The sequence below is a fragment of the Frondihabitans sp. VKM Ac-2883 genome, assembly GCF_015350875.1.
In the GTDB taxonomy this organism is placed as follows: Bacteria; Actinomycetota; Actinomycetes; order Actinomycetales; family Microbacteriaceae; genus Frondihabitans.
On sequence record NZ_JADKSF010000002.1, the window covers coordinates 350,153 to 363,924 of the forward strand.

Annotated in this window: 17 protein-coding genes; 9 read left to right on the top strand and 8 right to left on the bottom strand. The window is 67.4% G+C overall.

Features of this window, described 5'->3' with window-relative positions:
* Positions 1-29: 29 nt before the first annotated feature.
* Positions 30-1,085 (top strand): LacI family DNA-binding transcriptional regulator, encoded by a 1,056-nt coding sequence (locus tag ITJ49_RS05220; protein WP_194602313.1) that lies wholly within the window; start codon positions 30-32, stop codon positions 1,083-1,085.
* Between the two features lie 99 nt (positions 1,086-1,184).
* On the opposite strand, the gene ITJ49_RS05225 is transcribed toward ITJ49_RS05220, so the two are convergent.
* Positions 1,185-3,065: an arabinofuranosidase catalytic domain-containing protein gene (locus ITJ49_RS05225; RefSeq protein ID WP_194602317.1), complete on the bottom strand. Its 1,881-nt coding sequence runs from the start codon at positions 3,063-3,065 to the stop codon at positions 1,185-1,187.
* Positions 3,066-3,274: 209 nt separating this feature from the next.
* Positions 3,275-3,679, bottom strand: a complete 405-nt coding sequence (locus ITJ49_RS05230) for a hypothetical protein (protein ID WP_194602320.1) — start codon at positions 3,677-3,679, stop codon at positions 3,275-3,277.
* Between the two features lie 256 nt (positions 3,680-3,935).
* Between ITJ49_RS05230 and ITJ49_RS05235 the strand changes: the two genes are divergently transcribed.
* Both ITJ49_RS05235 and ITJ49_RS05240 read left to right on the top strand, forming a co-directional pair.
* On the top strand, positions 3,936-4,913 hold the full coding sequence (locus ITJ49_RS05235) for a GAF domain-containing protein (RefSeq protein WP_194602323.1): 978 nt from the start codon (positions 3,936-3,938) through the stop codon (positions 4,911-4,913).
* Positions 4,914-4,992: 79 nt separating this feature from the next.
* Positions 4,993-5,655 (top strand): NUDIX domain-containing protein, encoded by a 663-nt coding sequence (locus tag ITJ49_RS05240; RefSeq protein WP_370544376.1) that lies wholly within the window; start codon positions 4,993-4,995, stop codon positions 5,653-5,655.
* On the opposite strand, the gene ITJ49_RS05245 is transcribed toward ITJ49_RS05240, so the two are convergent.
* Positions 5,652-6,113: a MarR family winged helix-turn-helix transcriptional regulator gene (locus ITJ49_RS05245; protein ID WP_194602326.1), complete on the bottom strand. Its 462-nt coding sequence runs from the start codon at positions 6,111-6,113 to the stop codon at positions 5,652-5,654. The genes ITJ49_RS05240 and ITJ49_RS05245 overlap by 4 nt on opposite strands.
* 56 nt (positions 6,114-6,169) lie before the next feature.
* Between ITJ49_RS05245 and ITJ49_RS05250 the strand changes: the two genes are divergently transcribed.
* On the top strand, positions 6,170-7,048 hold the full coding sequence (locus ITJ49_RS05250) for an NAD(P)H-binding protein (protein WP_194602329.1): 879 nt from the start codon (positions 6,170-6,172) through the stop codon (positions 7,046-7,048).
* A 57-nt stretch (positions 7,049-7,105) separates the two neighbouring features.
* Here ITJ49_RS05250 and ITJ49_RS05255 read toward each other — a convergent pair whose 3' ends face one another.
* Positions 7,106-7,645, bottom strand: a complete 540-nt coding sequence (locus ITJ49_RS05255) for a GNAT family N-acetyltransferase (RefSeq protein ID WP_194602332.1) — start codon at positions 7,643-7,645, stop codon at positions 7,106-7,108.
* 45 nt (positions 7,646-7,690) lie between these two features.
* On the opposite strand from ITJ49_RS05255, the gene ITJ49_RS05260 reads away from it, so the two are divergent.
* A complete protein-coding gene (locus tag ITJ49_RS05260; RefSeq protein WP_194602335.1) occupies positions 7,691-8,257 on the top strand; it encodes an XRE family transcriptional regulator in 567 nt (188 codons plus the stop codon).
* 93 nt (positions 8,258-8,350) lie between these two features.
* On the opposite strand, the gene ITJ49_RS05265 is transcribed toward ITJ49_RS05260, so the two are convergent.
* Entirely contained in the window at positions 8,351-9,073 is a 723-nt protein-coding gene (locus tag ITJ49_RS05265; RefSeq protein WP_194602339.1) for an SDR family oxidoreductase, read from the bottom strand.
* Between the two features lie 90 nt (positions 9,074-9,163).
* Between ITJ49_RS05265 and ITJ49_RS05270 the strand changes: the two genes are divergently transcribed.
* Positions 9,164-9,787: a TetR/AcrR family transcriptional regulator gene (locus tag ITJ49_RS05270; RefSeq protein ID WP_194602343.1), complete on the top strand. Its 624-nt coding sequence runs from the start codon at positions 9,164-9,166 to the stop codon at positions 9,785-9,787.
* A 139-nt stretch (positions 9,788-9,926) separates the two neighbouring features.
* Here the strand turns inward: ITJ49_RS05270 and ITJ49_RS05275 are convergent, their stop codons facing one another.
* Positions 9,927-10,856 carry an NADP-dependent oxidoreductase gene (locus ITJ49_RS05275; protein WP_194602345.1) on the bottom strand — a complete coding sequence of 310 codons (930 nt, stop codon included), beginning with the start codon at positions 10,854-10,856 and terminating at the stop codon, positions 9,927-9,929.
* Positions 10,857-10,947: 91 nt separating this feature from the next.
* Here ITJ49_RS05275 and ITJ49_RS05280 point away from each other — a divergent pair, with 91 nt between their 5' ends.
* Positions 10,948-11,442, top strand: coding sequence for a MarR family winged helix-turn-helix transcriptional regulator (locus ITJ49_RS05280; protein WP_194602348.1), 495 nt, complete (start codon positions 10,948-10,950; stop codon positions 11,440-11,442).
* Between the two features lie 43 nt (positions 11,443-11,485).
* Here the strand turns inward: ITJ49_RS05280 and ITJ49_RS05285 are convergent, their stop codons facing one another.
* Positions 11,486-12,112, bottom strand: a complete 627-nt coding sequence (locus ITJ49_RS05285) for a TetR/AcrR family transcriptional regulator (RefSeq protein ID WP_194602351.1) — start codon at positions 12,110-12,112, stop codon at positions 11,486-11,488.
* A gap of 110 nt (positions 12,113-12,222) precedes the next feature.
* Between ITJ49_RS05285 and ITJ49_RS05290 the strand changes: the two genes are divergently transcribed.
* Both ITJ49_RS05290 and ITJ49_RS05295 read left to right on the top strand, forming a co-directional pair.
* On the top strand, positions 12,223-12,648 hold the full coding sequence (locus ITJ49_RS05290) for an ester cyclase (RefSeq protein WP_194602354.1): 426 nt from the start codon (positions 12,223-12,225) through the stop codon (positions 12,646-12,648).
* A complete protein-coding gene (locus tag ITJ49_RS05295; protein ID WP_194602357.1) occupies positions 12,645-13,118 on the top strand; it encodes a DUF1772 domain-containing protein in 474 nt (157 codons plus the stop codon). The genes ITJ49_RS05290 and ITJ49_RS05295 overlap by 4 nt, the downstream gene beginning before the upstream one ends.
* Positions 13,119-13,160: 42 nt before the next feature.
* On the opposite strand, the gene ITJ49_RS05300 is transcribed toward ITJ49_RS05295, so the two are convergent.
* Positions 13,161-13,772: a TetR/AcrR family transcriptional regulator gene (locus tag ITJ49_RS05300; protein ID WP_370544377.1), complete on the bottom strand. Its 612-nt coding sequence runs from the start codon at positions 13,770-13,772 to the stop codon at positions 13,161-13,163.

The window sequence follows — 13,772 nt, forward strand, 5'->3', positions numbered from 1 at the left end:
TGGTCAATCGATCAAGCAGAAGGGATCTCATGGCCTCCACGAACGGGCGAAGGGTGACCCTCAAAGACGTCGCCGAGAAGGTCGGCGTGACCCCCGCCGCCGTGTCGATGGCGTTGCTCGACAACGGGCGCATCAGCGCCGAGAAGAAGATCGCGATCCGGCAGGCTGCGACCGAGTTGGGGTACGTCGGATCGTCGGCCGCGAGGGCGCTGCGCAATCAGAAGACGAACACCATCGCGCTCATCGTTCCTCTCACGGCCACGCACGTGTTCGGCCACTCCTACTTCACGCACGTCCTGCAGGGTGTCACCGAAGCCTGCAACCGACGCGACGTGCAGACCCTCCTCGCCACCAACGCCGACGAGGCCCATGGGCTCGCCGCCTACGAACGCGTGCTTCGGGGCAACATGGTCGACGGTGCCGTCGTCACGAGCGCGGCGATCACCGATTCCACGGTTCAGCGCCTCTCACAGGGAGGCGTTCCGGTCGTCCTCATCGGTAACTTTCCGTACCTCGACGAGCCGGTGACGGTGGGAATCGACGACCGTGCCGCGTCAGCTCTCGCCACCAGGCACCTCCTCGAGGTCCACGGCCGGAAGCGTCTGATCCATGTCGCCGGCCCGCGTGACCACCAGACCGGACTCGATCGCAGCCTCGGGTTCGCGGACGCCGTCCGCGAGGCGGGAGTCGAGGAAGGCTCCCTCATCGTCGAGTCCGACCTCACCGAGCAGGGTGGGGCGACCGTCATCGACGAACTCGGCTCCCGTCTCGCCGACTACGACGGGATGGTTTTCGCCAATGACGACATGGCATTCGGCGCCATCACCGCACTGACTCGGCTCGGTATCGCCGTGCCGACCGAGATGTCGGTTGTGGGTTTCGACGACTTCGGCCTGGCCCGTGTCGTCAGCCCGGGAATCAGCACGGTGAGGGTTCCGGTGGAGGAGATGGCCCGGGACGCCACGGAGCGACTTCTCCAGATCGTCGACGGCGTGCCCGGCTGGACCAGGCGAGACTTCGACGTGCAGTTCATCGCTCGGGAGTCGTGCGGCTGCTCGGCGACCGAGACGCCGAAAGAGCTCTAGGTCGGGCCGTCCCCGCCACACATGGCCGGAAGGGCTCGCCGCTCACACGCGTGTGCCCGCAGCCGAGAGGCCACGGGCACACGTGCAGGCGATGCGCGCTCAGTTGATGGCGAACACCTGAGCCTGGTTGCCGTTGCAGTCGTACAGCTGAAGCGCTGTCTGGTTGGCCGTGGCGCCCGACGGGTCGTCGAGGCAGCGACCGGACTGCGGGTTGAGGATCGATCCGTTCGCCTGGGGAATCCACTGCTGCCCGCCGACGCCATTGCACTGGTACAACTCGACGTGCGTCCCGTTGGCCGTTGCGTTGCCGTTCGCGTCCAAGCATCGTCCGAGGCTGCGAATGGTGTGGTCGGATGCCGTGACCGTCCACTGCTGATCCTGGGCGGCCGGCTGCGCAGTCTCGATGGTCAGGCAGTCGAACAGCTGCACCTGGCTGCCGTTCTGCTGAAGGTCGTCACCTGCGACATCGACGCATTTTCCGCCGTTGCCGATGATGGGCACGGCCACCGTGAACTTCTGCGGAGCGGCGCCGTTGCAGTCGTAGAGCTGCAGGGCTGTGCCGTTGGCGGTGTTGCCGGAGGGATCGTCGAGGCATCGTCCCGACTGGGGGTTCTTGATCGAGCCGTCTCCCTGTACACGCCACTGCTGTCCGCCCGAGCCGTTGCAGTCGTAGAGCTCGAGCTTGGTGCCATTCGCGGTGGCGTTGCCGTCGGCGTCGAGGCAGCGGCCCAGGGTGCCGAGGGTGCCATTGCCGTATGCCGAACCGGACCAGTGCTGGTCGGCGGCGAGCGTCTGGCAGTCGTAGAGCTGGACAACCGCGAGGTTGCCACCCGTGTCGTCTCCGGCGACATCGACGCACTTGCCGCCCGGGCCGACTATCTGCGATCCGGGCCCGCCGCCTGTGGTCACAGCCTGGTAGTTCTGCGCGACGATGTTCTGCTGAACGGCGTTGTCCGTTGCCGTCGACGCGTATCCGCTGGTCATCACCCCTTCGTAGAAGGACTGTGTTCCGCGGTTGGAGTTGTCGCCGCCCGCACCGAGGACGATGGAGCCTTCGAGCTTCATCGGCGTGTAGTCGCCGGCCGGTTCTGCGCCTTCGTACCACGTCGACAACGAACCCGACTGCGAGTTGCCGCCCTTCAAGGCGAAGGTGTTCGTTCCGTTGTTCTTCAGGATTGCCGTTACGAACTTGCTGCCGTTGCCGGCGTTGGGGGTGTACGTGGCCGTCCCGCCCTGAAAGACGCCGTTCTCCAGATCCGCTTGCACCCACGGCCCTTTACCCGTGCTACCGGGACCGTTCAGGGTCGACAGGTTCAGGGCGTCCATGTGCCCCTGCCCGGTGTCTTTCTCTTCCGTCTCGACGTTTCCGAAGTCGGAGCAGCAGCCGTTGTTGCTGTTGGTGCCACTCGCCACCTCGTACATCGACTCGGGAGAAGCACCCCGTGCCGTACCCGTCGTGATGGTGCTCGCTCGGCGATAGGCCACCTGCGGCGGCATGTACAGGCCGTACGCCTGGTGTCCGGCAACGGTCACGGGCAGGGCGGTCGCCGAGGCGGCGTGATTGGCCGGGCCGGCATCACCGGCGGGCGCCACCGAGAGATCGTTGTGCCGGGAGGTCTGGTCGTAGATGGCCGGAATGGTGCAGGTCGTCCCGGAGCAGAACGAATCCTGGGCGGCGGCATTGGCGTAGCCACCCGCCGCGGTGGTGGCGATGTCGGTCGTCGCGCCATCGGACGCGCGCTTCACTTGGTAGAGCCGGCCGTTGTACGCCCCGAAAAGGGCGCGAGTCGTGCTGTAGGCGGCGACGCAGGGCGTGTTGCCGCTGGCGTAGATGTCGCAGGAGGCCGTCGTTGCGGCCTCGGCTCTCGGTGCGGCCGCGGTGCCCGCGACGAGCGAGCCCAGGATGATGGCCGCCGCACCGACGATGGCCGCCAACCGTGGCGGTCTCGAGGTGCGTAGGCGTGGTGATCGGGTTGACATAGGGGCGGATCCTCTCAAGCGACTCTGCTGGATGGTGACCTGTGACAAACGCCGCAAGGGCGCTTTATCGATAAATCACCGTAAGCATAGCCGGAGAGGCCACCTCACGGAAGAGGGCCCGCGACCTGACGCGAATCGGCCAACCTCACGCGCCGCGGCGCTGTGACGCTGGCCGATTCGCGCGACGTCGCCGATCTACAGCCCGCGGGTCAGCTGCCGGAGCGCTCAAGCCGCTCGATCAGGCCGGCCTTGTTGAGCCGCGAGATACCCGTCAGCCCCTTGGCCTTCGCGGTCGTGCGCAGGCTGATCATGGTCTGTGCGTGGAGGTCGTCCGACTCGGCGCTGTGCGGCAGCGGCGGCGTGTAGAGGGCGCCCGCCTTGTCCTCATCCGACTTCGGCGCCGACATGGATGCCGTCGACTTCGGCGCGGCCGACTTGGCCGGGGTCGTCGCGAGGTCGGCCTTCGCCTTCTTCAGATCCTTCTTGAGGTCGTCGACGGGCGGGCGCTTCTTCTTCGCCACCTTCTTGGCGAGATCGCGGGCGTCCTTGACCGCCTCCTTCGCCTTGTCGTAGGCCTTCTCGGCAGACTTCTCGAGCTTCGTGGTCTTCGCCATAGGGGTCTCCTTCGTCCGGCTTTCCGTGCAGCCCGCGGAGGGTGCACACCATGTACTACCGGCCATCTTTGTGCCTGCCGCTGAGTGCGAGCGGAATCTTTGGTGCATGCAGGGGCGACTACGGCCCCCGCACTGGGTGTAACCATCGAGCCACGATATTGCGAGGCTAAAGCTTCAGGGTGCCTCGTTCGCAACCACGGGGATCCTCGTGGGCGCGACTCGGCACTGTCACGCGAGCCGTCCGAGGAGAGCTTCCATGCCCACCACTGCCGCCACCGTCGCCTCCGCTCCCACCGCCGAGGCGATCAGCACAGAGGCACTCAGCACCGAGGCCCCCGCCGCCAAGGTGTTTCTGGTCGACAGCGATCCGAGCACTCGGCGCGAAGCCATGCAGGCCCTCCTGCCCCACGGGTTCGAGTTGTTGATCGGGGAGGGCCCTTTCGAGGCCACCACTGCGATCCTCCGCGCGGAACCCGACCTGGTGATCCTCGGCGACTCGATGACGCACGAGTTCGGGCTCGCCCTCGTCGGACGGCTGTTCTCCCTTCCCACTACCGCCGACACCCCCGTCGTGGTGATCGCGAACACCCCCGAGAAACGGCTCGCCGCGGAGAAGGCGGGCGCCACCCACGTGCTCTCCGGGCCCCTCGCCGAAGACGCCCTGCGACAAGCGGTCGCCACCCAGCTCGGTCTTCCCGGCGGGTTGGACCACGCTCCTGTCTCGCTGCTGAACGACGTCGATCGGCTTGCCGCCGTTCGCGCTCTCCGAGACAGCTCGGGAGCCGTCGACTTCGACGAGTTCACGAAACTCACTTCCGATCAGTTGCGGACCCCGGTCTCCCTCGTCACCTTCATCGAGAACGACCGGCAGGTCTACGCCAGCCACGTCGGCCTCACTCCCCCCTGGTCGGCCGTCGGCAGTGCGCCGTTGGAGTACTCCTACTGCCAATACGCGATCACCTCCCGGCAACCCCTCATCATCGACGACACCAGCACGCACCCCCTCGTCGCCTCCAGCCCGTCCGTCTCGGAGAGCGACTGGATCGCCTACGCGGGCATCCCCCTCATCACCGCCGACGGCCACGCGGTCGGCGCCCTCTGTGCCATCGATCACCGGCCCCGACAGTGGACCCCCGACGACATCCGCACGCTCGAGGATCTCGCCGGCATCCTCACGACACAACTCGACAGCGCTCTCACCGCTCCGGCGACCGGTCGGCACCGCCGGCACTAGCGCCCCGGCTCTGCGACACCCTGCACCGTCGTCTGGCGCCTGCATTCGGTCTCGCGACCGGGTCCGATACGGTCGAGGCGTGATCGATTCCCGAGGCGTCTCCCTTCCCGACTCCCGAGGCCGAACCGGCCTGGATCAAACCGGCCGTGATCTCGATCGGAACCCGGATGTCGTGGTCCGTGACGTCGAGGTCACCTCTGACGGCTGGCACGTACTCCGCCGCACGACCTTCGACATCCGCGGGCAGGACGGCGAAAGGTCGACCCAACAGCGCGAAACCTACGACCGCGGCAACGGCGCGACGATCCTGCTCTACGACCCCGCGAGGCAGACCATCCTCCTGACCAGGCAGTTCCGGTTTCCCGCCTACGTCAACGACCACCCCGACGGCATGCTCCTCGAGACCGCCGCAGGTCTGCTCGACGACGACGACCCCGAGACCGCGATTCGGCGCGAGGCGAGCGAAGAGCTCGGTGTCGAGGTCGGAGAGTTGACCCACGTCTTCGATGCGTACATGAGCCCGGGATCGGTGACTGAACGCGTCCACTTCTACGCCGCGACGTACTCCCCCGGCGACCGGACCAGCGCGGGTGGCGGCGTCGCGGACGAGGGCGAAGACATCGAGATCGTCGAGCTCGCGTTCGATGACGCGCTCGAGATGATCGCGGACGGCAGGATCCTCGATGGCAAGACGATCATGCTGCTCCAGTGGGCGGCGCTCCAGAACGTCATTCGCCGCTAGGGAACGTCCCTGGCAGGCTCGCTCGTCGGACCGAGCAGGGGCATGAGGGTCGTTCGTACGGCGTCGACCCCGGCTGTGTCGTCGCCGAACCACCCGTTGCTCGCCCGGACGACGGGGTAGGCGCGCGCCAGCAGTGCCCGACCTTCGCTGGTCAAGCGGATCTGCGAGAGGCGCCCCCTCCCGCGGTCGGAACCGCGGGCGATGAGAGTTCGGCCCTCGAGGCCGGAGACGAGCGCGGTCATGCTCTGAGGGCGGACGCCGACAGATCGAGCAAGCTCGGCCTGGCTGAGGCCGTCACCCGCCGCCAACTGCGCCAGAACACCGAACTCGACCGGGCTGATCTCGAGTGGCGCGAGCTCGTGAGCGAGCATCCGGGCGAGTTCGCGAGCGGCACGGATGACGGTCCATGCGGCGATTCCGTCGATGTCGTCTCGTGACACTGAGATCTCGGCGGCCATGCGTCGATTCTATCCAGGAGTGCTTAGATATCAGTTAGCTGATACTTGGAGGAATCATGGAATCGACAATCGCACTCACCGGAGTGACCGGCGACGTGGGCGGAAAGACTCTCGAGAGGCTGCTCGCAGCAGGCGCGCCCGTGCGGGCGATCGTTCGTCGCGACGACCAGGCGGCTCGACTTCGAGCCCGCGGCGTCGACGCCAGAGTGGCCAACCTCGGCGCGCCCGACACGCTGGTCGAGGCACTGGACGGCGTGGATCAGCTGTTCCTGATTTCGGCGGCGACCGAGCAGCAGGCCGAGCACGGGGCGAACGGCGTCCGGGCCGCGAAGGAGGCCGGGGTGCGGGCGATCGTCCACCTCTCGGGCGGCGACGCAGCCGAGCACTCTCCGCTCCCCTGGGCGAGCGCGATCTGGCAGATCGACGAACGGGTGCGCACCAGCGGCCTCGACTACACGATCCTGCATCCGTCGGGGTTCATGACGAATCTCGAATCGTCAGCGCCGGCGTTCCGTCGCGGCGTCTTCCCGCAGACCATGGGGCGCGGACGCATCGCCTGGATCGACACCGACGACATCGCGCGAGTCGCCGTCGCGGTGCTCCTCGATGGGGTGCACTCCGGCGCCGAGCCCGTGCTCACCGGACCGACTCTGCTCGACGGACGCGGCGTCGCGAAGGCCTTGTCGGCCGGCCTCGGGAGGCGCATCCGGTACCTCCACCTGCCCAGCCACGCCTTCGCCGGCCTGCTCCGGCTCACCGGCATCTCGTCATGGCAGGCGGAAGGGCTGCGACGGCAATTCGGCCTGGTCGCCCGTCACGGCCTCGACGGGGTGGACGCACTCACGACCGAGGTCGAACGCCTCACGGGGACACCCGCGCGGTCGATGACAGCGTGGGCGCGGGCACACCGCGACGCCCTCCTCGGCACGAGCTGACGCACGTCGGCGGCAAGGCGCGACACCAGGATCCGACCCATTGCGACCGGAAGGCGGTCAGCGCAGCGGGAGGGGCGCCGCCTTCACGTCATCACCGTGCGGCAGGTCGAGTTGCGACCAGGTCACGTCGTGCCAACTGTCGAGCTTCCAGCCGATGTTGGTATGAGTGCCCACCGGCTCGAAGCCGAAGCGATCGTGGAGTCGGGCGCTGGCCGGGTTGGGCTGCGTCACGCCGGCGATGACGCGCCGGAACCCGCGCTCCTGCAGGGCGGGAAGCAGCGCCGCATACAGGGCGCTGCCGCCCCCCGAGCTGCGCCGGTCACTGTCGAGATACACGCTTACCTCGCAACTCCACTGATAGGCGGCGCGAGACATGAAGGGGCCCGCGTAGGCGTAGCCGATCACGACTCCGTCTTCTTCGAGGACCAGCCACGTGTGCCGCTCCTGCGCCGCGGCGATTCGACGCGCCATGTCGTCAGCGGACGGGGGCTCGGTCTCGAAGGTGATCGCGGTGGCCCGCACATACGGCGCGTAGATGGCGGCGCAGGCGTCGGCATCCGATGCGAGGGCCGGTCGAATCAGGCGTGAGGCTGTCATGGCCATATAGTAGCCAAAAGCGGCACCATAAGAACAGGAGACACGATGGTCGACGATCTCACCGACGCCCTTGCCCGCACCGTCCGGGTGGCCCGGGCGGAGCAGAACCTCTCCCTGGTCGGCCTAGCAGAGCGCTCCGGGGTCTCTCGGGCCATGATCGCCCGTATCGAACGCAGTGACGTCCAGCCGACTGCGGCCCTGCTCGCCCGCCTCTCCGCAGGCCTCGGCCTCACCCTCTCCGAGCTCATCGTGCGCGCCGAAAGCGAGGGGTCGCGCCTGCTCCGGGCGGTCGACCAGCAGGTCTGGAGAGACCCCGAGACGGGCTACTCGCGGCGAGCACTGTCACCCGGCACAGCAGCGGCCCTGGAGCTGGTCGACGTCTCGCTTCCGCCGGGCGCATCGGTGCACTACCCCGCAGACGCGTTCCGCTTCATCGACCAGCAGATCTGGGTCACCGCCGGCACTCTCGACTTCACCGAGGGCGCCGACCACCACACACTCGAGGCGGGTGACTGCCTGCAACTCGGCGAGGCCGCCGACTGCACTTTCTCGAACTCGGGCTCGAGCGAGTGCCGGTACCTCGTCGCGCTCGCCAAGACCTCGCGCGCATAGGTCTAGTCGCTCCCCGCTCCCCGCTCGCCGCTCCCGCGCGGAGGGAGGGAGAGCCCGGGTGAGCCGAGGTACCCCTTGGCCTCTGCCCCTGACCTATGGGCGGGTGCCTCCGTACGCCACCGGCACGAGATCCCGGCGGGCCTCGCCCGTCTCGATCAACTCCAGGATCGCGTCGGCGACCTGCTCGGGCGCATCGAACGTCGCACCGGAGGTCATCGCCTCGGCATCGGCTCGGCCTGCTCGAATCGAGCTGAGGAACTCGGTATTCGTGGCGAATGGGATCATCGTCGAGACGGTCACGCCCGTTCCCTCGAGTTCATTCTGAGCGATCGCCGAGAGCCGCTCGAGAGCGATCTTCGATGCGACGTAGCCGCCCGTGCCGGGAACATCCGCAAAGGTCGTCCCCGAACTGACGTTGACGATGCGGCCGGCCCCCTGTCGGCGCATCGCCGGAAGCACCGCTTGCATCAGGGCGAGGGGTGCCACCAGATTCAGCTCGAGCACCCCGCGGAAATCGTCGAGCGAGATCTGCTCCGTCGTCGCCTGCAGCCCTTGACCGGCGTTGTTGACGAGAACGTCGACGCGACCGAACGCATCCAGGGTGGTCTTCACCATCGCCGCCACCTGCTCCTGGTCGGTCACGTCGCATCGAACGGCAATTGCGCCATCCAGCTCATCGGCGAGGGCGCTGATGCGATCCTCGCGCCGAGCTGCCAAGACGACCCTCGCGCCGGCCGCCGCCGCCGCTCGCGCCGTCGCCGCCCCGATACCGGACGACGCACCCGTGATGATGACCACCGAGTTGTCGATCTTCATCGTCTCCTCCTTCTCGACCGCCTAGCGGCCTGCTTGTAATTACGCTACTCATTAGTAGCGTAACGTCTCGCCACCGCCTAGGCTTGGCTCGTGACCGATTCGAACCGCCCCCCTGACGCCACACAGGTCGGCCGCCCCTTCGATCGTTCGCGCGACGCGCTGATTCTCGAGGTGACCCTCGATCTCCTGGCCGAGCGGGACTACGACCGAGTCACCCTGGATGACGTCGCCGCACGCACGAGCAAGGCCAAGACGACGCTGTACCGCCGATGGGCGACGAAAGACGATCTCGTTCTCGCGGCGATCCACTCCATCGGGCCCCCTCCTGAGATCGAACGGCTACCCGACTTGGGATCCTTGCGTTCCGACCTGCTCGCCGTAGTCGATTCCCCCTGGCTCGGCGGGCCCGATCGGCGCCTCGCCCTGTTCTCCGGCCTCACCTCGGCGGCACGAGCTTCGGAGCGCATCGCCGGCGCCGTCCGGGCGGAGGTGACCGAGCCGTACGGCGAGATCTACCGTCGACTGCTGACCCGCGCGATCGACCGGGGAGAGGTCTCCGCCGAGATGGCCGCGCGCGTGCCGATCGTCGCCAACGTGATCCCGGCGATGAGTACCCACTACCTGACCGCCGCGGACAGGCCGGCGCAGCGCAAGTTCTTCGTCGCCGTCATCGACGATGTCGTGCTTCCCGCGCTGCAGGTGGGGCGGGGCTGACGGGACGCGCGCCGAGTCGACTCAGGCGCACGGTGGGGCACCTGTCGAAAGTCGTCATTGACTCCAGAGTCAATTAGGTTCTTAGAGAGCCGCCTCCCCGCCAGAATTCGCGACAAGCTGGCAACAATCAAAACCATCACTACGGCAGGACGATGACCTTGCCCGAAACTCGCCCGGCCGCACCCTCGGCATGCAGCGACTGCAGCTCGGTCAGCGGAATCCGACGGGTGACCTCGACCGTGATCGCTCCCGAATCGACGAGGGACACGAGCTCAGTAAGGCGCTGTCGATTCGGGAGCACGAACACTGTCGCGGCCCGCACCCCTCGGGAGTCGTCACCGGGCGTCGGCATGAATGCGGTCGTGCTCACGACCGCTCCGCCGTCTCGGACCATTGCCACGGCGGCGGCAAATTCGTCGGGTTCGATGGGAGCGAGGTTCAGCAGAACGTCGATCTGCCCCTCGACGGCCTGGAGAACGTCGGTCTCGGTGTGGTCGATCACCTGATCGGCACCGGCGGCCTGCACAGCCGCTGCGCTGCGCGGGCTGCTGGTCGCGATGACGTGCACGCCGGCACGCTTCGCGAGCTGGATGGCGTATTTGCCGACCACGCCGCCAGCACCGACGATGAGCACCCGCTGACCCGCCTCGAGCCGCCCCTCGTCGAAGAGCGCCTGCCACGCCGTCAGCGCGACCGACGGCAGTGCGGCGGCATCGGGCAGAGGGATACTCGTGGGCGCCGGCACGACCGCGTCGGCGGGGGCGACGACGTACTCTGCCGCGCCGCCGTCGCGTTCCATCGGCAGGAATGAGATCACCGGGTCACCGATAGCCAGGCCCGCGACACCCTCCCCGAGAGCATCGACCGTTCCGGAGACGTCGTAGCCCGGCACGTGCGGGAGTTCGATCGGGATCGGCAGGAACCCGGCGCGCATGCCGTTGTCGGCTGCGCTGTAGGCGGATGCCGCGACGCGCAACCGGACCTCGCCAGGGCCGGGAGCGGGCTGCTCGATGTCGCTGTAGCGGAGAACCTCGGGTCCGCCGACTTCGCGGTACTGCACTGCCTTCATGATGGATCCTTTCGTCGATTGCTTCGAATTCGAAGCGAATACCAGAAAGCTACCACTGCTTCGAACTCGAAGCAACAGCTACGATGGACACATGCCGGATTCGCCCACCACCCTCACCCCGACTCAGCTCAGCGCCTATCTGGCATTCACCGAGGTGGGCGCACTGCTGCGACCGACCGTCGAGAAGCAGCTCCGCGACGTCGGTGAGCTGAGCTATGTGCAGTTCCAGCTCCTGGCGAGGCTCGGCGACACCGCCGACGGCCGTCAGCGCATGACCGACCTCGCCGACGGGGTCGTGTACAGCCGAAGCGGGCTGACCTACCAGGCGCAGCTCCTAGAGCAGCGCGGGCTCGTGACGCGATCGCCCTCGCCGGACGACGAGCGAAGCACCGTCGTCGCGATCACCGCGGCGGGGCGAAGCGTGCTCGCAGCGGTGTTCCCCGGGCACATCGGCACCGTGCACGACCTGCTGTTCGCTCCGATCACCGACGACGACGCGAGGGATCTCGCCCGCATCCTCGGTCGTATCAGCGAGCGACTCCGCACGAACCCGCCCCGCTCGGCGGCTCGGCGGGGCTCGAAATAGCACATGAACTAGTACCGAGAGTCACGCTTGATTCCAGAGTCAATTAGCTTTCTAGAGAGCCGCTCACCGGCCCAGGCTCCGCGAGAAGCCGATTCGGAACGATCCTGTCCACCAAAAGAAGGATCCGGGCCTTCTGGTGATCCGGCCGCAATCGGGCGCCTCGCTGTAGCTCCACGAGGCCGTGCAGGCTCGCCCAGAGCACCTCGGTCAGCATTTCGACGTCGGCATCGCCGGCGTGAGGTTCCACCGCCGCCCTCAACTCGGCGAAGGCAGACGACGGCGCCGGCGACAGCGACGAGGCCGAACCGCTTCCGAAGTGCAGGCGGGAGGTTCGGCTGAACATCGCGTCGTAGACGGCGGGCGCATCGGTCGCAAAGGCGGCGTAGCGATGGGCCACGGCTGACAGCGCATCGCCCGAGGCGGCGGTGACGCGCGCCTCATGAAGGGCCTCGGCGAGCTCCTCGAAGCCCTCGAGGGCGACGGCATCGGCGATGTCGTCGAGCGAGGCGAAGTGCTTGTAGATGACCGGCTGGCTGTATTCGATCTCGGTCGACAGGCGCCTGGTCGTGACGGCCTCCCAGCCTTCGCTTTCGGCGATCGAGCGAGCCGTCGTCGCGATCAGGCGACGTCGCGCCGATCGGTCGCGGGCTCGACGCTCTTCGATTGTCATAGTCAACCGTAGCAGTGCTAGCAATGCGAGCACCAGTCTTGACACGGCGTTGCCGCGGAGCTAGCGTCGCTAACGGTTAGCAGCGCTAGCCCTAATGAAGGAGCAGATAGATGGAATCACGCACACTCGTCGAGACGTACCTCGAAATGCTGAACACCCACAACGCAGACCTCGTCGACGCGTTCATCGCCGACGACTACGTCAACCACAACGTCGTCGTCGCGGACGGCCGCGAGGCGAACCGAGCTTTCTGGAAGAACTTCTTCGCGGGGCTCCCCGATGTCGTCGTGACGATGGAAGACGTCATCGTCTCGGGCGACCGTGTCGTCGGTCGATTCGTCTATCGAGGTACCCACACCGGCGACCTGCTGGGCATTCCGGCCACCGGCGCCGCCGTCGAGATGCGGAGCATCGACATCTGGCGCGTCGCGAACGGCCTCCTCGTCGAGCACTGGGACGAACTCAACCTCATGGAGGTCTTCCAGCAGGTCGGCGTCCTCCCCCAGCTCGGCGGCTCCGAGGCGGCGGCAGCATGATCGCCCTTATTCAGGTTGCGGCACTCCTGGCCATCCTCGGCGTCGGGCTCGTCTGGGGCACGGACGCGTTCTGCGCCCTGGTGCAGCGCCCCGCACTCGCCCGCGTCGACGACGCAGCACTCACTGCCGTCATGGGCAATGTGCACCGTTTTGGTGACCAACGGATGCCCGTCCCCGGGGTCGTGGGCCTTGTCGGATCCTTGGCTGCTGCTGTGCTGGCAGCGTTCGCGGGCCAGGCCGCGGCTGCGGCGTTGGCTGGTGCGGCACTCGTGCTGCTCGTCGTCTGGCTCGTGCTCTACGCGCGCGTCAGCGCGGCGATCAACCGCACGTTGACCGAGGCGGCAGACCGAGGCGAGACGCCGTCCAACGCTCGCGCGCTGCAGGCGGGCTGGGATCGGATCATCGTGCTCCGTGCGGCCCTGCAGGGCGTGGCTCTGCTTGCACTCGGCCTCACCCTCATCATGTTGTGAGCGCCACTACGTCGACGAGGCCACGGCCACGGCCACGGCCGCTCAGGCGAACAGTGGAAGGTCAGGTGCGAGCTCCTGGTCCAGGAAGGTCCACATCCAGCCGAGCGCCCGCGCCCGGGTCAGCCCGGGGGCCTTCTGCGCGAGCTGTGTCGCGACACCGTCGCTGTACGCGGCGAGCTTGAGGGCGACCTCGGAGGCGTCCTCGGTCGCAAACACCCCGAGGTCGATACCGCGCCGGATGGCCCGTACGAGACATGCCTCCCAGATACGGATGCGCTCGGAGTACTCCTCAGCGACGGCCGGCTTCCGAGCCACCGCCGTCCAGTAGTCCGACCAGAGCCGCCAGTGCGCGTCGGCCTCGTCGCTGTCTTCGAAGAGCGGCTCGACCAGCATCCGCACACCGCGCACGGGGTCCGGCTCGGCGTCGACTGCCTTGATGATCGACGCGTAGAACCGATCCGTCTCGAGCACGACGACCTCGTTGAGGATCTCGGCGACGCTTCCGAAGTGATACGTGACGGTGCCGACCGAGACCTGCGCCTCGGCGGCGATGTCACGGAGCGTGGTCGCTCCGAGGCTCTTCTGGAGGATGACCTCCCGCGCCGCCTCGACGATCATCGCGCGGCGAACGGCAGGCTTTTCCCGCCGTGCCAC